Genomic DNA, 20,507 nt, shown 5'->3' with positions numbered 1-20,507 from the left:
GGCGGTCAGCTCCAGCCCCCTCAAGTTCTACCGGTCGAAGCAGGCGATCCCGGCCCGCATGACCGGCCGCACCGGCGGCCGCCGCAACCGCCTCGACCGCGAGGCGCACCTGCTGGCGGCGTGAGGGCCGACGGCGGGACCGTCCAACACTCCGGTCCCGCCGATCACCTCCGCCGGGCGGCGGCTCTGAACGCGATCGGCGTCTGGCCGGTTCGCTGATGGAAGTACTTCGAGAAGTTCGTGGCGTCCTTGAAACCCAGGTCGCGGGCGATCTTCGCGGCGGTCCGATCCGAATGCGCGAGCAGCCGCTTCGCCTCCAGCACCACCCGCTGGTCGATGAACTCCTTCGCGCCCGCCCCGGTCGCGGCGAACGCCGCCCGCGCGAGCGTGCGCGGCGAGTAGCCGAGCTGCGCGGCGTAGTCCTCGACGCGGCGGGTGCGCGCGAACCCGCGTTCGACCGCGGACCGGAAGCGGCGGAACGTCTCGTTCATCGGCCCGGCCGGCGCATCGGCCGTCCCCGTGTGCGCCAACCGCAGCGCCAGCACCGCGAGCAGATGCCGCAGCGCGGCCAGATGCGCCGCCGGCGGCAGCTCCCCCCGCGCGCGGAACTCCCGCACCAGATGCGCGCGGGCCGCCTCGAGCGCCGCGCCGCCGTCCCGCGGCCGGAACACGGCCGGGCCGCCGGGCTCGTCGACCCGCGCCCGCTCGACGGTGTCGGCGTCCAGGAAGTCGCCCTCGAACAGGATCAGGTCTCCCTCGACCCCGGCGAGGTCGCCCCAGCGCTGCACCTGCCCGGGCCGCACCCACAGCCACGTCCCCGGTCCGACCTCGTGATCCACGAAGTCGACCATGAACGGCAGCCGGCCCTCGACCGGCGCGATGAGCTGGTGGAAGTGGGGCCGCTCCAGTCGCGAGACCGCGGTGACCCTGCGCCGCCGCAGCTCCCCGAGATCGACGACCTCCACCCCCGCGGGCGACCCGACCGGCGCCTGGAAGTCCACCTCGACGATGTCAGGTTGTCGGTTTTTCACCATCACGAGTCTCGAGTGTATCGGGATACTTCCCAGTACTGGGCATAGTTTCGAGTGGCCAAGGCAGCCGCGCCGCGAACCGCTGGCGCGCGACGACAAGGGAGGACGCCATGGGCAACGCGAAGGACACGGTGCTGGCCGCCGCGAAGGAACTGTTCGCCGACAAGGACGCGGCGGCCGTCGACCGCCGGGTCGCACCCGATTACAAGCAGCACTCGGCGCTCGCGCCCGACGGCATCGAGGGCATCCGCGGCCTCGTCGCGAGCCTGCCCGCGGACTTCCGCTACGAGGGCGCGCGGGTCATCGCCGACGGCGACCTCGTCGCCCTCCACGGCACCTACTACGGTCTCGGCCCGGACCCGCTCGTCGGCTTCGACCTGTTCCGCGTCAAGGACGGCAAACTCGCCGAGCACTGGGACGGCCTCGTCCCGGTCGTCAAGGACACCGCCTCGGGACGCTCTCAGACCGACGGCCCGACCGAGGCCACCGACCTCGACAAGACCGAGGCCAACCGCGCCCTGGTCGCCGAGTTCGCCGAGAAGGTCCTCAAGGGAGCCGACTACTCGGTGCTCACCGACTACATCTCGACCGAGCAGTACGACCAGCACAACCCAGAAGCCGCCGATGGCCTCGCCGGCTTCGGCGCCGCCGCCGAGGCCTGGGGCGAGCAGGGCAAGAACCTCGTCTACCGGCACATCCACCGCGTGATCGCCGAAGGCGACTTCGTTCTCGTCCACGCCGAAGGCGAGTTCGGCCGGCCGGTCGCCTACTGGGACCTCTTCCGCGTCGCCGACGGCAAGATCGTCGAGCACTGGGACGTCGTCCCGGAGGTCCCCGCCGAAATGCCGCACGGCAACGGCCTCTTCTAGGCAGTCCGGCGCTCGAATGCGAAAGGCCTGGAGGCGAAACCGCCTCCAGGCCTTCCCAATCAAGCAGTGAGCGCGAATCTGCCCCGCCGGTTCACGGACCGCGGGCTCATGCAGTCGCCCGTTCGGTCCTCCGGCGGGTTCCTGAAGTCCTCGACCACGACCACGATCACCGCGACCACCGCCAGCACGACCACGGCAGCCACGATGACCGCCGCGCCCACCAGAGTCCTGTGCGTCATCGTGCCTCCTTCCAAAGGGGGACTTCCTTTCTACCAACCCGCCGACGGGACCGGTCCCGATTTTTCGCCTGCCCCGCAACGGGTCGGGGGTTCGAATACCGGTCGGAGCCGAATCGGCCGCGTTCGCCGGGCACATGTCCCCGCCGACCCTCCGCGGAGACCGACCGACGCCGAGCGGCAGCCCTGAACCAGCCGCAATACTTTGTCAATTAAAGAAACTAACCTGCGTGAACGTCGAAGTGCGCCGACCTCACTGCCCGTCTGAACGATCGCGGTCGGCGTTCACCTCCGCTGCCGCGGCCCTAGGTTCCCACGAACGGCCGCCTACTTAGTTTCGCTAATTGACAAAGTCGGCTGCGGGCCGTACCGTACTCCGCATAGGTCATGAATCTACATACCTCAATATCTATCCCCATCGGGTCCGCGCCGCTGGGCGACCCCGCATTCCATAACCCCATCCATAGGAGAACAACGTGCAACGACGCACCTTCACCGCCCTCGGCGCAGCCGCGGTCGTGGCCGGCGCCCTGCCCGCCCCGGCCTTCGCCCAACAGCAGGCCGCCGAGACCTACACCTGGAAGAACGCCGTGGTCAACGGCGGCGGCTTCGTGCCCGGCATCGTCTTCAACGAGACCGAGCCGAACCTGATCTACGCGCGCACCGACATCGGCGGATGCTACCGCTGGCAGGAGGCGACGCGGACCTGGAAGCCGCTCCTGGACTGGGTCGGCCGCGACAATTGGGGCTGGTCCGGTGTCGTCTCGATGGCCACCGACCCCGTTGACACGAACCGCGTCTACGCCGCGGTCGGCACCTACACCACCGACTGGGACCCCGGCAACGGCGCGGTCCTCTACTCCGACAACCGCGGCGAGACCTGGGGCGCCGCCGAGCTGCCGTTCAAGCAGGGCGGCAACATGCCCGGACGCGGCATGGGCGAACGCCTCGCCGTCCACCCCGGCAAGAACTACGAGCTGTACCTGGGCACCCCCTCGGGGAACGGACTCTGGCGCTCCCACAACTTCGGCCGCTCCTGGTCCAAGGTCGGGAACTTCCCCAACCCGGGCAACTTCGTCGTCGACCCCACGAACCCCTACTCCGCCGACAACCAGGGCGTGCTCTGGATCGAGTTCGACCAGATCGGCGGGAACATCTATGTGGGCGTCGCGGACCCCGACGACCCGCTCTACGTCTCGAGGGACGGCGGCGCGACCTGGCAGCCCGTCCCCGGAGCCGCCGCGGCGCTCGGCCGCGCGGACGGCAACCGCACCATCCCCAAGCAGGCCGCAGTCGACAACACGAACGGCCACCTCTACATCATCACCAGCTACGACCCCGGCCCCTACAACGGCGGCCCGGCCTCGGGCCGAGGCGGCAGGCTTCTGCGGCTCGCGACGCAGACCGGCGCATGGACCGACGTCACCCCGCCCTACAACCCCGGCCGCGCCATCCCCGGCTTCGGCGGCATCACCGTCGACCGCCAGAACCCCGGCACCCTCATGGCGTCCACGTGCAACAACTGGGGCCCCGACGAGATCCTGTTCCGCTCCACCGACTCCGGGGCCACGTGGCAGACCAGTTGGGACTACTCGGACGACGCCGGGCGGGTCGACCGGTTCACCATGGACAACACCGGCTCCCCGTGGCTGTCCTGGAACGGCCAGAACGAAGGGGACACGTACGCGGTCAAACACGGCTGGATGATCGAGGCGCTCGCGATCGACCCGCACGACTCCGACCGGATCATGTGGGGCACCGGCGCCACCATCTGGGGCACCGACAACCTGACCCAGTGGGACACCCAGGGCGAACTGGTCCGCCGGGACGCGTCCGGTCGGCGGTTGGCCCAGCCGGTCCAGAAGTTCACCGTCGGCGTCCGCGCCGAAGGCGTGGAGGAGACCGCGGTCCTGGACGTCGCGGCGCTCGGCGGGACGCTCGTCTCCGCGTTCGGCGACATCGGCGGGTTCGTCCACACCGACCTCGACCGGGCCGAGCCGATGACCCGCTCCGACTGGTCCACCGCCACCAGCGTCGACTTCGCCCATTGGAACCCGAACGTCATCGTCGGCACGGGCAACCCCCACGACAACGGGGTCGGCCACGTCGGCGTCTCGACCGACCGCGGCCGGACCTGGCGGGCCGCTTCGCCGCTCGCGGGCGTGCCGGGAGGCGGCCACGCCGGCGTCGTCGCGATCGCCGCCAACGCGTCCGTGATCCTCTGGTCGCCCAGCGACACCAGCGTCACGCCCGTCCGCAGCACCGACCTTGGCGCCACCTGGACCCCCGTCCAAGGGCTCCCGGCGGGCGCGAAGATCCGCGCCGACCGGGTCGACTCGCCGATCTGGTACGCCTTCTCCGGCGGCAGGTTCTACCGCAGCACCAACGGGGGCGCGAACTTCACCGACACCGGAGCGTCCGGCCTGCCGACCGCCGGGGTCGACGACTTCCGGGTCGTCCCCGGCCACTGGGGCCACATCTGGCTCGCCGGACGCGGCGACGAGAAGCTGGGCATCGGCGGAGGCATGTGGCGCTCCCAGAACGGCGGCTCGACCTGGACCCGCATCAGCGCGATCGAGACCGCGCTGTCGGTCGGCTTCGGCAAAGCCGCGAACGGAACCGCATATCCGGCGCTCTACACCTCGGCGGAGATCGCCGGCAAGGCCGCCATCTACCGCTCGACCGATGCCGGCGGCACCTGGCAGCGCATCAACGACGACGCCCACCAGTGGGCCTTCGCCGGCTCCGCCATCACCGGCGACCCGCTCATCTACGGCCGGGTCTACCTCACGACGAACGGCCGCGGCCTGATCTACGGCGACATCGCCTAGATCCGGTACCAGCGATCCGAGGCGCCCGGCGCGATCCGGGCGCCTCCGGCCGCGACGGCGGCTCGGGTGTTCCTGAGGCGGCGGGCCCGGCGCGAGACCGGGCCCTGATCCCCACGGCCATCTGGAATGGAAATGATCCAACGAATGTAAGGAACAAGAGATGCGAACAAAAGCAAGGTGGCTCGGAAGGATCGCGGCGCTCGGCCTCATGGCGGGCTTGGTGGCGATGCCGATCAGCACCGCCAGCGCGGAGTCGAACGGCGGGGTCCGGATCATGCCGCTGGGTGACTCCATCACCGAGGGCACGGCCACGCCGGGCGGCTACCGGATCGGCCTGTGGCAGCACCTCGCCAACGGCGGGTACACCGCGGACTTCGTCGGGTCGCAGTTCAACGGGCCGGGAAGTCTCGGCGACCACGATCACGAAGGCCACCCCGGCTGGCGTATCGACCAGATCGACGCGAACATCGTCGGCTGGCTCAACACCTACCAGCCGCAGACCGTGCTGCTGCACATCGGCACCAACGACATCCTGCAGAACCACGACGTCGCCGGCGCCCCGAACCGGCTGTCCGCGCTGGTCGACCGCATCACCGCGACGGCGCCGAACGCCGAAGTGTTCGTCGCGCAGATCACTCCGCTCGGGTGGACCGAGGGAGACGCGGCGGTGAACGCCTTCAACGCGACGATCCCCGGCATGGTGCAGAGCAAGGTGAACGCCGGCAAGAACGTGCACATGGTCGACATGCACAGCGCCCTGACCACCGCCGACCTGGACGACGGCGTCCACCCGACCGCCGCCGGATACGACAAGATGGCCGCGGTCTGGTACGCCGCACTGCAGTCGGTACCCGGCAGCATCGGCACGCCGGCGAACAGCACCGAGATCGTGGGCACCCAGTCCGGCCGCTGCCTCGAGGTCACCGGGGTCGGCACCGCCAACGGTACGGACGTGCAGCTGTGGGACTGCTGGGGCGGCTCGAACCAGCAGTGGACCTACACCCCCGCCAAGCAGCTCATGGTGTACGGCAACAAGTGCCTGGACGCCCAAGGCCAGGGCACCAGCAACGGCACCGCAGTGGTGATCTGGGACTGCAACGGACAACCCAACCAGCAATGGAACGTCAACGCCAACGGCACCATCACCGGAGTGCAGTCCGGCCTGTGCCTGGACGCCTCGGGCTGGGGCACCAGCAACGGCACGAAGGTCAAGCTCTGGACCTGCGGCAGCGGACAGGCCAACCAGCAGTGGACCAGGCGGTAACCACGGAGCCGGCCCGCAGACGGTGAAGCACGACAAGGAAGTCGACGTCGCATTAGCCCCGTGATCGCGATCGTCGGTACGGCCTCGGGCCGCCGACGGTCGCGGTCACCGGGGATGCGCCCAGGAACGCGAAGACGGCCGCGCTATCGGAATCGCCCGCCTCGAGGCCCGGATTGAGATTCCGTCTTCCATTGCGGGGCAACCGTGCAAAGAAGAGCGGTCAATGTTCCCGCCAGTCCGGCGCTGTTCCCGGCATGTTCCGTTCATACGAAGCTCTGAATCCGAGCGTGATTAGTCTTACGCTGATGGTATGGATTTCACGCAGAGTTTTCAGAACATGTTCGACGCTGTCGTCGCATTTCTGCCGCGTGCGCTGGCGTTCCTAGCGATTCTGCTCATTGGTTGGATCGTCAGTAAGGCGATCGGAAAGCTCGTCGGAAAACTGCTCAATAAGGTCGGTCTCGACAAGGTCGGAGAGCGATCCGGACTGCGGCGGTTCACCGGCCGGTTCGAAGTGAGCGAGCTTCTCGGCAGGCTGGTGTACTACGCGCTGCTGCTGTTCACCTTGCAGCTGGCGTTCGGAGCCTTCGGGAACAACCCTGTATCGACGCTGCTGGACCGCCTCGTCGGGTGGCTGCCGCAGCTCTTCATCGCCCTCGTCATCGTGGTGGTGGCGTTCGCGATCGCCAATGCCGTGCACCGCATGGTGGGCGGCATGCTCGAGGACACGTCGTACGGGCGGACTGTCGCCCGCATCTCTCAGGTGGCGATCGTCTTCTTCGGGGTTGTCGCCGCGTTGGGGCAGGTGGGCATCGCAACGACGGTGACCACGCCCGTCCTCTGGGCGGTGCTGGCGATGATCGCGGGTGTGGTCGTGGTCGGTGTCGGCGGTGGTCTGATCGGACCGATGCGGCAGCGTTGGGAACGGATGCTCAACAGCGCCGAAGGCGAAGCGACCCGGATGAAGGGGAGGGGCGGCGTGCGCCAGGGCGACGCGGCCAGCCCGATGTCACAGCCTTACGCTTCGCCGCGATACGGGACCGCGGCTGATACACAGGCATCCCCGGCAGGGACGACGGGCAGTGCGTCGACCGGCGCCGAGACACGCACGCCCCAGGGACAGCACATGGTCCCGCCTGAAGAACGTCAGTTATGGCAAGCGAGATCCGGACCCGGCGGGTGGACATCGTCCCCCGCCGGGTCCGGTACGCGCAGGCGTTCCGCTCCCGGTCCGCCTGACAGCGCTGCGCTCACTCGGTGTCGGACTCTTCGTCGGGGCCCGGGCGACGCCGGGCGGCCAGGGAGATCCCGGCAATGGCCAGTCCGGTGGCGGTGGCGGCTCCAACGCCCACTGCGATCCGGCGCCGGGTCTTCTTGCGTCGGTTGGGGTGAGTGGCCCTGCTGATCTTCTTCGCTATCGGTTTCATCCTCGGCATCTTCACGGTCATGACCCTTTCGTTCGCGAATACGCTGCCGACCTTATCTGGAGGCCCAGGGGCCTTCCGCCGAATCGCGAAAGATCGTCGAAATCTGAGTCGTACCTCTGGGATCCGCCTTTCTGCGGTCCCTCGAGCGTCGCGCGACCGCTCATCCGATCGTCCCTCTTCGTCTTTTCTCGGGTTCTTCAGCCCTGTCGCGAGCACCGCGCTGCTCCGAGTCGAATGCGCACTATTCGACGCCTCACACGACTTGGAAATTCGGGATGCACGAATTGCCACTCGTCGTTTTGCGGGTCACCGGCCGGGTATTCCGAGCCCGTTGAAAAGGCGCCCGCACTCATCCCACCGGCAGGCGGCAGGGAGGCAGTCACGGGTCGAGAAGGTAGGCATCATGAAATCGGGAGTGCAAGTCGCCGGCGCCATCGGTGTCGGCTACCTACTGGGGCGCAATCACAAGATGCGCATGGCTCTGACGCTGGGCGCGGCTGCCGCCGCCGGCCGACTCGGCCGTCGCCGCGCGAAGGGGAAAGCGGCGGACGACGCCGCCTCGTCCGGAGACCTGGGACAGTTCGCCGAACCGGGCAAGCGTCTGCTGGAGGCCGGCAAGGCGGCCGCGATGGCTGCGGTGACGAGCCGGATCGGCGAGTACAGCGACCGTCTCCGCGAACGTGCCGAGGTCCTGCGGCACCCGAACGAGGGCGAGGGCCAGGCCGAAGCGACCGAGTCGAAGCAGACCGAGGTGAAAGCAGAGCCCAAGGCTCAAGAGGTCGAGCCCGAGGCGAAGGAAACCGAGGACGACAGTCCCGAAGAGGCGCCCGCGGCCAAGAAGCCCAAGAGCAAAGAGGCGGAACCGGCGGCGAAGAAGCCCAAGAGCGAACGGGGAACAGCCAAGGCGCAGGGGAGCAAGGACACCGGCGCCAAGAAGCCCGAGGCCAAGGAGAAGAAGAAGACCGCAGCGGCTTCGAAGAAGAAGGAGTCTGAGAAGACCGGTGCGCCTGTTCGACGGAAGGGAGCGTGAGGGCGATGGCCGAGGAGAAGGGAAGCGACAGGGGCGCGGCCACAGGGCTCTTGGGCGACGAAATGCGCAACCTGGTGAGCGCGATCGGCGACCGGGCCCTTGCAGGGGTCACGCACAAGATCGATGCCGCAACCGACCGGCTGACGGACTACGCTGCGCACGGCGGACCGGGGCTGATCAGCGCTTTCACCGGGTCGCACAAGGGCTCAGCCCACGAGAAGTCTCAAAAAGGTGCGAAGCGCTCATCACCTCCTAAACGCTCGAATCACTCCGGACCGTCCAAGGGCTCGAAGCACTCGGGGCCAGGAGTGCTCGCGAAGACGGCCGCGCTCGCCGGCAAGGGACTCAACGCCATCGGGCATCCCGTCCAGACGCTTAAGGATGCGCTGACAGGTCACGGCGATGACGGCGAGGCCGCGAGCGAGGGCGCCTCAGAGACCAAGGTGACCAACATCGTCGAGGAAATCGATATCGGCGCGCCCGTGCGCTTGTGCTACGACCAGTGGACGCAGTTCACCGAGTTCCCGACATTCATGAAGAAGGTCGAGAACGTCGAGCAGCAATCGGATGAGAAGTTGGACTGGAAGGCCCAGGTGTTCTGGTCACACCGCACCTGGCACTCCACGATCATCGAGCAAGTCCCGGACCAGCGCATCGTCTGGCGATCGACCGGCGATAAGGGACATGTAGACGGAGCCGTCACGTTTCACGAGCTCACGCCGGGAATGACGCGCGTCATCCTCGTGCTGGAGTACCACCCGCAGGGGCTCATGGAACGCACCGGGAACATCTGGCGCGCGCAGGGCCGACGGGCCCGGCTGGAGCTCAAGCACTTCGCCCGGCATGTGATGACCCAGTCCGTGCTCCATCCCGACGAGCTCCAAGGCTGGCGCGGGGAAATCCATGACGGCCAGGTGCAGGCCGAGGAGGAGCCGACGGAGACGGACGAGGAAGAACCCGAGACGGACGAGGAAGAACCGCAGGCGTCGGCAGAGGAAGAGGCCCCGGGCTGACCTCGGGATGTCGAGCGCCGAACATCCAATAGGGGGACCTTATGACTACCGATATCCAGCCCGTCAGCGCTGGCGAGGTCGGCGTGCAACGCTCGCAATCGGGAGGGTTGGCGGACGTCGTCGACACGATTCTCGACAAGGGCCTGGTGATCGACGCGTATGTGTCGGCTTCATTGGTCGGCATCGAGCTGCTCACCGTCAATGCCCGAGTCGTGGTGGCGAGCGTCGACACTTATCTCAAGTTCGCCGAGGCGGCGGGCCGTGTGGATCTGTCCTCCAGCCAGGGCCAGGGACTCCCCGACATCGTCGAGGGCGTTCAAGAGGGCGGATCGAAGAAGAAGGTGAAGGGCGCCGCCAAAGGGGCTCTGGAAGCGGCGGGCGAGCAGCTACGCGGGATCGTGGGTCTCGGTGAGGACGAGGAGCGAGAACCATCCCGCTCCGAGGACTAGTCAGATTGGGAAGATGAAGGAGCACGGCCATGTCAAAGGCGGAAGACGGGAACGGTGAGAAGCCGCGCGTCGGCACTTATGTCTACGGCATCGTCCCCGGCGATGTAGAGCTCGTGCCGGACACCAAAGGCGTCGGTGATCCGCCCGGCGATATCGAGTTGGTTCAGGAAGGCGATGTCGCGGCTCTGGTGAGCGAAGTCGAGCTTGGCAAGAAGCTCGGGCGCCCGGAGGAGCTGAAGCTGCACGAGCACCTGCTGGATGCGACCATCGCTGCGAACATCCCGGTGCTCCCCATGCGTTTCGGCGCCGTGCTGAAGAGCAAGACGGCGGTCTCCAAAGAGCTCCTGGCCAAGCACCACGACCTGTTCGCCTCGGCACTCGAAGAGCTGGAAGGTCGCGCAGAGTACATCGTGCACGGGCGATACCGCGAACAGGCGGTGCTGCAGGAGGTGCTGTCGGAGAACAGCGGAGCGGCGAAACTGCAGGAGCAGATCAAGGACCTCCCCGAGGACGAGGCGAAAGAACTGCGGATCGAGCTGGGCGAGACCATCGGCCACGCGATCGAGGCGAAGCGGGAAGTCGACAGCGGGCGGGCCGTCGAAGCGCTCGAGGAGCACGCCATCGCCACTGGCGCCCGGCCGGCGAGCCACGAGCTGGATGCCGTCCAAGTCGCCGTCCTCGTCGAACTCTCCAAAGAGAAGGAGATCGAGGAAGTCGTCGAGGCCCTGGCCCACGATTGGGAAGACCGCATGGACCTGAGTCTGCGGGGGCCGCTCGCCCCGTATGACTTCGTGGTGCAGCTCAAGCCAGGAGGCTGAGATGAACCTGGTGTCGATGATCCTGCAACTGCCGCTCTTGCCGCTGCGCGGCGTGGTCGCTGTCGCCGACATCATCCGCGAGCAGGCAGAGCGCGAGTTGTACGACCCGTCCCGAGTGCGCCAGCAGATCGAGGAGACGGACGCCGCGGTCGAGGCCGGAGAACTCACCGAGGAGGAGGCGTCCCAGAGGCACGAGGAGATCCTTGAGCCCGTCGCCGAACCCGCAGTAGGCGTGGAGCAGGACGCGGAGACAAGTTCGAGGAGAGGTGAGTAGCCGTGGGGGGATCGGAAGACGACCAGGAGACGTCCGAGGCCGAGGCATCCGAGGGGATGGGGGCCGCCCGTGTCGCGCAGGTCGGTCTGCAGCAGATCGCGGAGCTGACCGGCAAAGAGGCGACCGGCGTGACTTCAGTGGAATCCGCGGAGGACGGCTGGCGGGTCGAGGTGGAAGTGGTCGAAGACCACCGCGTGCCCTCCTCGACCGACATGCTCGCCCTCTACGAGCTGCAACTCTCGGAGACGGGGACGCTCAAGGCGTACAAGCGCACGCGGCGGTACTCCCGCAGCAGCAGCGGCAGCGAGGAGGGGCCGCGATGACCGGGCGAGAGCAATCCGCGCTTTCGCCGCAGTACGGCGGGTCGGTGACCGGTCCAGGCGGGCAGTCGACGAACCTCGGCGACATCCTGGAGCGCGTCCTGGATCGCGGCCTGGTCATCGTGGGCGACATTCGGATCAGCCTGCTCGACATCGAGCTGCTCACGATCAAACTGCGACTCCTGGTGGCCTCGGTGGACACTGCCCGGCAGTTGGGGATCGACTGGTGGGAGCACGACCCGTGGCTCACGTCCCGCGCCCGTCAGGAACTGGAGGCGGGATCGGAGCGCGACGAGATCGCCTCGTCTCCGGACGCCGAAGCCGTGATCGGCGACGATGACGAAGAGGAGGCCGACGAACGGTCGGACGAGGAGCAGGAGGAAGCGTGATGTCCGAGAGCGGCGTGTGGCTGTACGCCGTGTCCGCCGGCCTCCCCGACGAGGTGCTGCGAGGCAGCGTCGGTGTCGGCGGGGAGCGGCTGCGCACCGTGGAGCAGCGGGGGCTGGTCGCGATCGTCGGCTCGGTGGACCTCGACGAGTTCGGCGAGGCGTCGTTGCGCCGCAAGCTCGACCATCTGGAGTCGCTGGAGGCGATCGCCCGGGCCCACCACGCGGTGGTCGAGGCCGCAGCCGCCGGTGCGAGTACCGTGCCGATCCGCCTGGCCACGGTGTACCGAGACGACGCAGGGATCATCGACCTCCTCGAGCAGCGACACGACGACTTCACCACGGCCTTGGAGCGGTTCTCGGGCCGGGCCGAGTGGGGCGTGAAGGCGTACGCGGCGCCCACATCGCCTCCTGAGCCGGACTCCGACTTGCCCCCCGGCGACCGCACCGGCCCGGGGACCTCGTATCTGCTCCAACGCCGAGCGCAGTTGGCGACTGTCGACAATGCGCGGCAGGCGGCAGTGAAGAGTGCCGAGCTGGTGCACAGCGCGCTGAGCCGACTCTCGGTGGCGGCACGTCAACACCGCCCCCAGGACGCCGAACTGACCGGATCGGCCGAGTGGATGGTGCTCAACGGCGCGTATCTGGTGAACGAGACCCAGGCCGACGAGTTCGCCGACGCGATCGAGAAGTTGGCGGCCGCCAACCCCGCTGTCCGGCTGGAGACGACCGGCCCCTGGCCCCCCTATTCCTTCACCGGCGGCGAGGGGAAGGAACCGGGGAGGGCGGAGGACCGGAAATGACGCCCGCACCGACGGCGCACCGAGCCGACCAATCCGTCGTGCCCCAACGGATCGCCTTGGTCGACCTGCTCGACCGAGTACTCGCCACGGGGGTGGTGGTGACTGGCGAGGTGACCATCTCGATCGCGGGCGTCGATCTGGTGTACATCTCGCTGCAGGCGCTCATATCGTCCGTACGCGCCGGAGGACCCGGGCCGGCGCCAATGACAGCGGGCGGAGGTGGCCCATGAGCGATCCCGATGTGCCCGAGCATGAACGACCGGACACCGCCCCACTCCGGCCGCGGATCGAAGTCGACCGCGAATCGGTCGAGCGCGGCGTCGCCGGGCTGGTGCTGACCATCGTCGAGCTGGTGCGCCAGCTGATGGAGCGGCAGGCGATCCGACGCATCGACCAAGGCGATCTCTCCGAGACCCAGATCGAGGAGATCGGCGCCACGCTGATGGCGCTCGAACAGAAGATGACCGAGCTCCGAGACCATTTCGGACTGAAACCGGAGGATCTCAACCTCGATCTGGGACCGCTTGGCCCTCTGCTTCCCGACGCATGAGCGCCCGCTGCGAAGCCGATGACATCGAACGCCCCACATCGCGACCCGGCTTCCGCCGCACCGACCGGGCGACGGCTCCGGTTCAAAGACAAGCCAAACCTCGGAGCGACTGAGGCGCTAACGACAAGAAGAGCGGTCATCAACCTGGTGACCGCTCTTCCATCCAATGTCTGAATCTGTGGAGCTTGCAACGGCCTACTTGAACCCATCACCCCAGCTCCACACGCGCGCAAACCAGCTCCCTGACCTGCTCACCCGCCCGGCTCCGAATCCTGACCCCGCGCCCCAATACCCCAGAACAACGGCAAGGCTTGGGCACTGAACCGCCGCCTATCCAACGATGTCAGGAGCGTCATCGCGACCGCGCACCAAGAAGGCGTCCGCCAACAAGCCCTCGCCGACCGCTACGAAGTCAGCCTCTCCAGCATCATGTGCTGGCCCTGGAAGTCGATGTCGCGGGTGGGGCGGCGCGTGTCGAATGCGGCCAGGAGCACGCCGCCTTTGAGGACCAGTCGATCGGCGTGCGCGGAGACGGCGAGCCGGGCGAGGAACCTTTCGAGCGCGTAGATCTGCAGCAGTTCGTCGGTCGGCCGACGGTCGCGGCGGGCGAGGTTCTGCAGATCGAGGTAGACACGGCCGGCCGTGGTCGCTCGGGTCGGTCGCTCGGTCACAGCAGGATCTCCAATGCGGTCTGCAGCGCGGGCCGCGCTTTCGGGAAGTCACGGGCCATCGCGAGCAAGGCGGCAGGGGAGGAGCCGGGGCGGCGCAGCCACCGTTTGAGGGCTTCGACGGCGAGTTCGTGGCCTTCGAGGTGCCGCAAGCGGAACGCGTCAATGATGCTCCGCTCGGGCCCATACAGTCCGATCACGGTCTCCTCGTCGAGCTCAAGCTCGGTGTGACCGATCTCGAAGGTCTCGGGGTCGAACGAGTGCCAGGCCACCGGCGCTTCAATGACAGGTCTGCGTCGGCCACGCGGGATCGCGATATCGATGGCAGCCGGGATCTGGTCGGTCAGGTTGTGGCGGCTCAGGGCCGAGGTCAAGCAGATCGTCGCCTCCGGTGCCCGCTGGGCGATCTCATGAAGCTCGAGATCGGGCGGCAGCTCGGCGTCGGTGATGCGGAACCGGCCGCGCCCGACCGCCTCGATGAACCCCTTGTCCCGCAAGCGATACAGCTTGGACTTCGCGACACCTGCATCAATGGCCATGCGGTAGGAGAAGACGGGCGGCAGCTCGCGCAGCCGCTCCCGCGCTTGTCCGCGCTCCGCACCCATGGGAAGAAGTGTACACACATCATCGACATGTGTAGACGGTTACTCCCGATAGAACCTGGCTGATTCGCGCGATGACACCAAAAGAGCGGTCATCACATTGATGACCGCTCCTGCTCTAAATGTTCGATTCTGTGGAGCTTAGGGGATTCGAACCCCTGACCTTTTCCATGCCATGGAAACGCGCTACCAACTGCGCCAAAGCCCCTTGATTGGCGTTCCAGAGGTCTTAGACCTTGGAACCGGGACTAGTTTACACAGTGTTCGGGGGCCGCCCCAGGGAGGGGCTGGAGACGGCGGTCACGTTGGTGAGCTGGGGGTTTGCTTCGGGTAAGGGGAAGGCCCCCGCGCGTCCTGCGCGGGGGCCTTCCCGGTTGCTCAGTCCCAGCTGAGGCCGGGGGCGTAGCGGCGGGGGCGGAGTTTGGCGATGAGTTGGGCCGCGACGTCGAAGAGGCGGCCGGTGGAGCCGGGCGGGCCGACGAGTTGGACGGTGGCGGGGGCGCCGTCACTGCGCATGCCGACCGGGACGATCAGGGCCGGGAGGCCGGCGAGGCCGAACGGGGCCGTGAAGGCGGCGGTGCTGGCGAGGTGGGTGACGTTGGCGCGCAGGGTCTCCGTGGACCATTCCTTGGCGGCGGGCGGTGCCGCGGGGAGGCCGGGGGTGATGAGGAGGTCGTAGTCCTCGAGGTCGAACCAGTCCTCGAGGTGGCGGCGGACGCGGTTGCCGTCGCCGAGGACGCCGCCGAAGAGGCCGCGCAGGTAGGTCTTCTCGCCCACGGAGACGAGCCGCTTGGTGCGCCGCTGGAGCCCGTCGGGGCCGCATTTGAGGCTGCGGAGGTACGCCGCGCAGGTCCAGGCCCCGGAGGAGGCCGGGGTGAGGCGGGCGCCGAAGCGGGGCTTGGCGCGGAAGGTCTCGTGACCGAGGTCGGTGAGGGAGCGCACGGCTTTAAGGAGCCACTTCGTGGCGTCGTCGTCGACGCGGGCGGGCAGCGGCGCGACGTTGGTCGCGGCGATGCGGAGGCGTCCGGGGTCGCCGGTGGAGCGCGGGTGGCGGTGCGTGAGGGCCGCGTACGCGAGGGCGGCGTCCTCGACGGTGGTGGCCATGACGCCGGTGTGGGCGCCGAGCCAGTGCTCGGGGTCGGTGTTGATGTCGGCGGGGACGTGCTCGGGGCTGTAGGCGACGATGCCGCACGCGGCGGCCGCGGTGCGCACGCCGCCGGCCGAGCCCGGCCCGTCGAGGCCGATGCCGATCGGCGCGGCGCCGGTGGCGACGGCGAGCGCGGTGCCGCCGCTGGGGCCGCCGACGCCGCGGTCGGGCCGCCACGGGTTGGCCGGGATGTTCCCGTCGTCGTCGGTGGCGGGCCAGAGCCCGAGCTCGGAGGAGCGGCCGAAGGCCACGATCACGGCGCCGGCCCCGCGGATGCGCTGCACCGCTTGGTGGTCGGTGTCGGCGATCGGGAGGACGGCGGCGTTGGAGCCGAGCCGGGGCGCGTGCCCGGTGACGGCCAGCTGCTCGCAGACCGCGACGGGCACGCCCGCGGCGGGCAGGGAGTCGCGGTTGTCGATCTCGTCGACGGCCGCGGCCTCGGCGAGGGACTCGATCTTGCGGACGCTGGTGAGGGCGCCTTCGGCCTCGCGGTGGTCCTCGATGCGGCGGAGGTGGTGGTCGACGACGATCGCGGCGTCGGCGTCGCCGCGCCGGACCGCCTTGGCTATCTGCTGCGCGGTGGTTCCCGACCAGCTCACTGCACGTTCCTCTTTCTCGCGGGGGCTGCGCTTCTTCACAGCGCAGGGGTGCGGGTGCGGTCCTGCTATCCCAGGGCCTGGCGCAGGTCGGCCAGGAGGTCGTCGGCGTCCTCGATGCCGACGGACAGGCGCACGAGGTCCGCGGGGACCTCGAGGGCGCTGCCGGCGGCGGAGGCGTGGGTCATGCGTCCGGGGTGCTCGATGAGGGATTCGACCCCCCCGAGCGATTCGCCGAGCGTGAACACCTCGGTGCGGGAGCAGAGTTCGACCGCGGCCTGCTCGCCGTCCTTGTGGCGGAAGGAGATCATGCCGCCGTAGCGCTTCATCTGCTTGCCCGCCACGTCGTGTCCGGGGTGGGTGGCGAGGCCGGGGTAGCGGACCTCGGCGACCTTCGCGTGCCCGGCGAGGAATTCGGCGAGCGTCTCGGCGTTGTCGCAGTGGCGGTCCATCCGCACCCCGAGGGTCTTGATGCCGCGCAGGGTGAGGAAGGCGTCGAAGGGTCCGGCGACGCCGCCCATCGAGTTGTGGTGGAACGCGATCGCGTCGGCGATCTCGGCGTCCTGCACCACGATCGCGCCGCCGACGACGTCGGAGTGGCCGCCGATGTACTTGGTCGTGGAGTGCACGACGAGGTCGGCGCCGAGCGCGAGCGGCTGCTGCAGGTACGGGCTGGCGAAGGTGTTGTCGACGACGACGAGCGCGCCCGCGCGGTGCGCGAGGTCGGCCAGCCGCTCGATGTCGGCGATGTTGAGCAGCGGGTTGGTGGGCGTCTCGATCCACACCATCTTGGTGCGCTCGTTCATGGCCGCGGCCACCGCGTCGACGTCGGTGATGGGGGCGGCGGTGTACGCGACGCCCCAGCGCTTGGCGACCTTGTCGAAGAGGCGGTACGTGCCGCCGTAGGCGTCGTTCGGGATGACGACGTGGTCGCCGGGGGCCAGGAGGGCCCGGAGGATGGTGTCCTCGGCGGCGAGGCCGGACGCGAACGCGAAGCCGCGGCTGCCGCCTTCGATCGAGGCGAGGCAGGTCTCGAGGGCGGTGCGGGTCGGGTTGCCCGACCGGGAGTACTCGTAGCCGCCGCGCAGGCCGCCGACGCCGTCCTGCTTGTACGTGGAGGTCGCGTAGATGGGCGGGACGACCGCGCCGGTGAGCGGGTCGGGCTCCTGCCCGGCGTGGATGGCGCGTGTGGAGAACCCCATAGCCTCATGCATGGTCCCTACGCTAACCGACGCGAGTACCACTGCCTATGGATAGGCACGCTATCGTGCAGACAACACTTTCCCACTTCAGTTAAGGGGCGCCTCATGGGCTTCGACGAAGTACACAAGATGGACATCACCGGTGACGGCGTCGACGAGACGGTCGGCGTGCGCCGCAACGAGGACGGCTCGGTCGAGTACCACGTGGACATCGACGGCGACGGCACCGCGGACATGAAGGCCGTGGACGTCGACGGCGACGGCGTCATCGACCACGTGCTGCTCGACCACGACGGCGACGGCAAGTACGACGCGGCCGTGGTGGACGCGGACGGCGACGGCGAGCTCGACGCCGTGGCCGAGAAGTAGGAAACCCCGCTCTCCTCGGCAGGACTGCCCGTCAGACTTCGCGCCGCGGGCGCCCTTCAACCGAGCCGGTCGACGGCTCGAAGGGCGCCCGCGGCGTCGCTCATGCCTTGGCGCGTTCGGCTTTGGAGCGCTCGACGCAGAACTCGTTGCCTTCGGGGTCGAGCATGGTGACCCAGCCGGTGCCGTCGGGCCTGCGGTGGTCCTCATAGACGGTGGCGCCGAGGCCGAGCAGGCGCTCGACCTCTTCGTCGCGGGTGGTGTCGGGGGTGAGGTCCAGGTGAACGCGGTTCTTCACGGTCTTCTCGTCACCGGGGACGTTGATGAAGAGCAGCCCGGAGCCGCCCCCGGCGGGACCGATGAAGTGCTCCTCGTGGCCGGGCTCGTTGGGGTCCTCGGGGTTCTCGGTGTAGCCGGTGACCTTCGACCAGAACAGCGAGAGGGCGTACCCGTCGCGGGCGTCGAACGTGATGTGGTTGATAGATGAGGCCATGCGCATACGCTAACGTCCCGCGGCGACGGCTGGCGATCGTTATTTCCCCGTGACAGACTTGCCGGATGAGCACGACGCACCCGATCCTGCGGCACCCCGTCGATGGCTCGCCCGGCGCCGGCGCCGAGACGGCCTATCTCGGCATGGGCTGCTTCTGGGGTGCCGAGCGCCTGTTCTGGCGCGTCCCCGGCGTGTGGACGACCTCCGTGGGCTACATGGGCGGCAACACTGAGAAGCCCTCCTACGAGGAGGTCTGCACGGGCCTGACCGGCCACGCCGAGGTCGTCAAGGTCGTGTGGGAGCCCGGCGCGGTCGCCTACAAGCAGCTGCTCAAGGTGTTCTGGGAGAACCACGACCCGACGCAGGGCATGCGGCAGGGCAACGACGTGGGCACCCAGTACCGGTCGGTCCTCTACACCACCACGCTCGAGCAGCGCGAAGCCGCCGAGGCGAGCAAGGAGGTCTTCGAGCCGATCGTGCGCGCGGCCGGGTTCGGCCCGATCACGACCGCGATCGTCCCGGCCGGGCCGTACTGGCTCGCCGAGGAGTACCACCAGCAGTACCTGCACCACAATCCGAACGGCTACTGCAACCACGGCCCCACCGGCCTCTCGTGCCCCGTGGGCGTCGTCAAGGCCCAAGTGGAGGTCGAACCGCCGAGAGCGTGACGGCGCGAGAAAAATCCAATCGGCGACCCATCCGGCCGCCCCGCGGCTCCGAACCGCTATTGACCGCCCACTTCGACCGCGGGGAGCGTGGGGATGTTCGAGAACGGAGCCGGGGCCGCGCCCCGGCATGAGCCACCGCGGCTGACCGCCGTCGCCGCGGAGCCGCTGACGGCCGAGGCGCTGCTGCACCGCACCGCCCTCGGCGAGGACGACGCGTTCGCGGACCTCTACGACCTGATGGCGCCGCGCGTCTACGGTCTGTGCCTGCGGGTCCTCCGCGACCCCGCGCAGGCCGAGGAGGTCGCCCAGGAGGTCCTGCTCGAGGTGTGGCGCACCGCCACCCGCTTCGACGAGCGGCGCGGGTCCGCCGGCGCGTGGATCACCACCATCGCCCACCGCCGCGCCGTCGACCGCGTCAGGTCGGCGCAGGCCGCCGGCGAACGCGAGCGGCGCGCCACCGCCGAGGCCGCCGAGCCCGAGTACGACTCGGTCGCCGAGACGGCCGCCAACCGCATGGAGCACCGCCAGGTGCGCCGCTGCCTCAAGACCCTCACCGAGCTCCAGCGGCAGGCCGTGACCCTCGCCTACTACGGCGGCCACACCTACCGGCAGGTCGCCGCCCTGCTGGAGACCGCCGTGCCGACGGTCAAGACCCGCATCCGCGACGGCCTCGGCAAGCTGCGCGACTGCCTGGAGGTGGCGCGATGAGCGACGACGTCCACACCCTCATCGGCGCCTGGGTCCTCGACGCGGTCGACGACGACGAGCGCCGCCGCGTCGACCACCACCTCACCTCGTGCGTCTCGTGCTCGCAGGAGGCCGCCGAGCTCAGAGAGGCGGTCTGGCGCCTCTCCGACGTGACCGTCACCGAACCGCCCCCGCGTCTGCGCGACCGCGTCCTCGCCGAGGTGCGCCGCACCCGCCAGGAGGCGCCCGTCGCGGAAGCGGCCGAACCGGCCGCGCCGGAACGCCCTCGCCGCCGGTGGTGGCGGCTGCCGCGGCTGCGCCTGGCGCTCGGGGCCGCCGCACTGGCCGCCGCCGCCGCTTTCGCGGGCGTGTTCATCACCCTGGCGGTGCAGCCGACCGAGGGCCCCGACCAGTCCGAGCAGATCGCCGCCGTGCTCGAGGCGCCCGACGCCGAGGTCGACTTCCAGCAGGCCGAAGGCGGCGGCCGCGTCACCGTGGTCGCCTCCGCCGCACTGGACCGGGCGGTCGTAGTGGTCGCCGACCTCGCCCCGCCCGGGGCCGGCCGCTCCTACCAGCTGTGGCTCGTCGACGAGGCCGGGGCCGTCTCGGCGGGCGTCATGGACGCCGGCGACGACTCGGCCACGATGGTCGTCGAAGGACTCGGCGACACCCAGATCGTGGGTGTCACCAATGAACCGGCGGGAGGGTCCGCGAACCCGACCCAGCCGATGGTCGCCGGCGTGGAGCTGTCCGCGTAGGCGCCTGGGGAGGAGCGCG

25 protein-coding genes and 1 tRNA gene are annotated in these 20,507 nt (G+C 69.0%); 18 read left to right on the top strand and 8 right to left on the bottom strand.

Features of this window, described 5'->3' with window-relative positions:
• Positions 1 to 164 precede the first annotated feature (164 nt).
• Complete coding sequence (locus tag AB0K52_RS18355) at positions 165 to 1,034, bottom strand: helix-turn-helix transcriptional regulator (RefSeq protein WP_363533475.1); 870 nt, start codon at positions 1,032 to 1,034, stop codon at positions 165 to 167.
• A gap of 107 nt (positions 1,035 to 1,141) precedes the next feature.
• Between AB0K52_RS18355 and AB0K52_RS18350 the strand changes: the two genes are divergently transcribed.
• Complete coding sequence (locus tag AB0K52_RS18350) at positions 1,142 to 1,900, top strand: nuclear transport factor 2 family protein (protein WP_363533463.1); 759 nt, start codon at positions 1,142 to 1,144, stop codon at positions 1,898 to 1,900.
• 59 nt (positions 1,901 to 1,959) lie between these two features.
• Here AB0K52_RS18350 and AB0K52_RS18345 read toward each other — a convergent pair whose 3' ends face one another.
• Positions 1,960 to 2,139 (bottom strand): hypothetical protein, encoded by a 180-nt coding sequence (locus AB0K52_RS18345; RefSeq protein ID WP_363533460.1) that lies wholly within the window; start codon positions 2,137 to 2,139, stop codon positions 1,960 to 1,962.
• Positions 2,140 to 2,612: 473 nt separating this feature from the next.
• Between AB0K52_RS18345 and AB0K52_RS18340 the strand changes: the two genes are divergently transcribed.
• The 13 genes from AB0K52_RS18340 (at position 2,613) to AB0K52_RS18280 (ending at position 13,301) form a co-directional block, all read left to right on the top strand.
• On the top strand, positions 2,613 to 4,967 hold the full coding sequence (locus AB0K52_RS18340; protein ID WP_363533457.1) for a xyloglucanase: 2,355 nt from the start codon (positions 2,613 to 2,615) through the stop codon (positions 4,965 to 4,967).
• Between the two features lie 160 nt (positions 4,968 to 5,127).
• Positions 5,128 to 6,231, top strand: coding sequence for a ricin-type beta-trefoil lectin domain protein (locus AB0K52_RS18335; protein WP_363533454.1), 1,104 nt, complete (start codon positions 5,128 to 5,130; stop codon positions 6,229 to 6,231).
• 310 nt (positions 6,232 to 6,541) lie between these two features.
• On the top strand, positions 6,542 to 7,636 hold the full coding sequence (locus AB0K52_RS18330; protein ID WP_363533451.1) for a hypothetical protein: 1,095 nt from the start codon (positions 6,542 to 6,544) through the stop codon (positions 7,634 to 7,636).
• Positions 7,624 to 8,688: a hypothetical protein gene (locus AB0K52_RS18325; protein ID WP_363533448.1), complete on the top strand. Its 1,065-nt coding sequence runs from the start codon at positions 7,624 to 7,626 to the stop codon at positions 8,686 to 8,688. The genes AB0K52_RS18330 and AB0K52_RS18325 overlap by 13 nt, the downstream gene beginning before the upstream one ends.
• A gap of 5 nt (positions 8,689 to 8,693) precedes the next feature.
• Positions 8,694 to 9,701 carry an SRPBCC family protein gene (locus AB0K52_RS18320; RefSeq protein ID WP_363533446.1) on the top strand — a complete coding sequence of 336 codons (1,008 nt, stop codon included), beginning with the start codon at positions 8,694 to 8,696 and terminating at the stop codon, positions 9,699 to 9,701.
• Positions 9,702 to 9,742: 41 nt separating this feature from the next.
• Positions 9,743 to 10,150 carry a gas vesicle protein GvpJ gene (gene gvpJ, locus AB0K52_RS18315; RefSeq protein WP_363533443.1) on the top strand — a complete coding sequence of 136 codons (408 nt, stop codon included), beginning with the start codon at positions 9,743 to 9,745 and terminating at the stop codon, positions 10,148 to 10,150.
• A 29-nt stretch (positions 10,151 to 10,179) separates the two neighbouring features.
• Positions 10,180 to 10,968, top strand: a complete 789-nt coding sequence (locus tag AB0K52_RS18310; RefSeq protein WP_363533440.1) for a GvpL/GvpF family gas vesicle protein — start codon at positions 10,180 to 10,182, stop codon at positions 10,966 to 10,968.
• Position 10,969: 1 nt separating this feature from the next.
• Entirely contained in the window at positions 10,970 to 11,242 is a 273-nt protein-coding gene (locus AB0K52_RS18305; RefSeq protein WP_363533437.1) for a gas vesicle protein GvpG, read from the top strand.
• 2 nt (positions 11,243 to 11,244) lie between these two features.
• A complete protein-coding gene (gene gvpO / locus AB0K52_RS18300) occupies positions 11,245 to 11,565 on the top strand; it encodes a gas vesicle protein GvpO (RefSeq protein WP_363533434.1) in 321 nt (106 codons plus the stop codon).
• On the top strand, positions 11,562 to 11,951 hold the full coding sequence (gene gvpJ, locus AB0K52_RS18295) for a gas vesicle protein GvpJ (protein WP_363533431.1): 390 nt from the start codon (positions 11,562 to 11,564) through the stop codon (positions 11,949 to 11,951). The genes gvpO and gvpJ (AB0K52_RS18295) overlap by 4 nt, the downstream gene beginning before the upstream one ends.
• Positions 11,951 to 12,751 (top strand): GvpL/GvpF family gas vesicle protein, encoded by an 801-nt coding sequence (locus AB0K52_RS18290; RefSeq protein ID WP_363533428.1) that lies wholly within the window; start codon positions 11,951 to 11,953, stop codon positions 12,749 to 12,751. The genes gvpJ (AB0K52_RS18295) and AB0K52_RS18290 overlap by 1 nt, the downstream gene beginning before the upstream one ends.
• Positions 12,748 to 12,981: a gas vesicle protein gene (locus AB0K52_RS18285; protein ID WP_363533425.1), complete on the top strand. Its 234-nt coding sequence runs from the start codon at positions 12,748 to 12,750 to the stop codon at positions 12,979 to 12,981. The genes AB0K52_RS18290 and AB0K52_RS18285 overlap by 4 nt, the downstream gene beginning before the upstream one ends.
• Positions 12,978 to 13,301 (top strand): gas vesicle protein K, encoded by a 324-nt coding sequence (locus AB0K52_RS18280; protein WP_363533422.1) that lies wholly within the window; start codon positions 12,978 to 12,980, stop codon positions 13,299 to 13,301. Before AB0K52_RS18285 ends, AB0K52_RS18280 begins: the two co-directional genes overlap by 4 nt.
• A gap of 404 nt (positions 13,302 to 13,705) precedes the next feature.
• Here the strand turns inward: AB0K52_RS18280 and AB0K52_RS18275 are convergent, their stop codons facing one another.
• The 5 genes from AB0K52_RS18275 to AB0K52_RS18255 all read right to left on the bottom strand — a co-directional run bounded on the left by AB0K52_RS18275 (position 13,706) and on the right by AB0K52_RS18255 (position 17,528).
• On the bottom strand, positions 13,706 to 13,972 hold the full coding sequence (locus AB0K52_RS18275; RefSeq protein WP_363533419.1) for a nucleotidyl transferase AbiEii/AbiGii toxin family protein: 267 nt from the start codon (positions 13,970 to 13,972) through the stop codon (positions 13,706 to 13,708).
• Positions 13,969 to 14,574 (bottom strand): hypothetical protein, encoded by a 606-nt coding sequence (locus tag AB0K52_RS18270; RefSeq protein ID WP_363533417.1) that lies wholly within the window; start codon positions 14,572 to 14,574, stop codon positions 13,969 to 13,971. Before AB0K52_RS18270 ends, AB0K52_RS18275 begins: the two co-directional genes overlap by 4 nt.
• Before the next feature lie 132 nt (positions 14,575 to 14,706).
• Positions 14,707 to 14,779: transfer RNA gene (locus tag AB0K52_RS18265), tRNA-Ala, on the bottom strand.
• Between the two features lie 170 nt (positions 14,780 to 14,949).
• Positions 14,950 to 16,317, bottom strand: coding sequence for an amidase family protein (locus AB0K52_RS18260; RefSeq protein ID WP_363533414.1), 1,368 nt, complete (start codon positions 16,315 to 16,317; stop codon positions 14,950 to 14,952).
• Between the two features lie 65 nt (positions 16,318 to 16,382).
• Positions 16,383 to 17,528 (bottom strand): cystathionine gamma-synthase, encoded by a 1,146-nt coding sequence (locus AB0K52_RS18255; protein ID WP_363533411.1) that lies wholly within the window; start codon positions 17,526 to 17,528, stop codon positions 16,383 to 16,385.
• Positions 17,529 to 17,621: 93 nt separating this feature from the next.
• Between AB0K52_RS18255 and AB0K52_RS18250 the strand changes: the two genes are divergently transcribed.
• On the top strand, positions 17,622 to 17,885 hold the full coding sequence (locus AB0K52_RS18250; protein ID WP_208497153.1) for a hypothetical protein: 264 nt from the start codon (positions 17,622 to 17,624) through the stop codon (positions 17,883 to 17,885).
• Between the two features lie 100 nt (positions 17,886 to 17,985).
• Here the strand turns inward: AB0K52_RS18250 and AB0K52_RS18245 are convergent, their stop codons facing one another.
• Positions 17,986 to 18,375: a VOC family protein gene (locus tag AB0K52_RS18245; protein WP_363533408.1), complete on the bottom strand. Its 390-nt coding sequence runs from the start codon at positions 18,373 to 18,375 to the stop codon at positions 17,986 to 17,988.
• A 65-nt stretch (positions 18,376 to 18,440) separates the two neighbouring features.
• On the opposite strand from AB0K52_RS18245, the gene msrA reads away from it, so the two are divergent.
• The 3 genes from msrA to AB0K52_RS18230 all read left to right on the top strand — a co-directional run bounded on the left by msrA (position 18,441) and on the right by AB0K52_RS18230 (position 20,488).
• Positions 18,441 to 19,043 (top strand): peptide-methionine (S)-S-oxide reductase MsrA, encoded by a 603-nt coding sequence (gene msrA, locus AB0K52_RS18240; RefSeq protein ID WP_363533405.1) that lies wholly within the window; start codon positions 18,441 to 18,443, stop codon positions 19,041 to 19,043.
• Positions 19,044 to 19,136: 93 nt separating this feature from the next.
• The gene (gene sigK / locus AB0K52_RS18235) at positions 19,137 to 19,751 is read left to right on the top strand and encodes an ECF RNA polymerase sigma factor SigK (RefSeq protein WP_363533402.1); all 615 of its coding nucleotides are present in this window, start codon (positions 19,137 to 19,139) and stop codon (positions 19,749 to 19,751) included.
• Complete coding sequence (locus tag AB0K52_RS18230) at positions 19,748 to 20,488, top strand: anti-sigma factor (RefSeq protein WP_363533399.1); 741 nt, start codon at positions 19,748 to 19,750, stop codon at positions 20,486 to 20,488. The genes sigK and AB0K52_RS18230 overlap by 4 nt, the downstream gene beginning before the upstream one ends.
• The last annotated feature ends 19 nt before the right edge of the window (positions 20,489 to 20,507 follow it).

Source organism: Glycomyces sp. NPDC049804 (assembly GCF_040674615.1).
In the GTDB taxonomy this organism is placed as follows: Bacteria; Actinomycetota; Actinomycetes; order Mycobacteriales; family Micromonosporaceae; genus Glycomyces; species Glycomyces niveus.
Note: the sequence above shows the minus strand (reverse complement) of the source record. Positions and strands in the feature narration are given on the sequence as shown.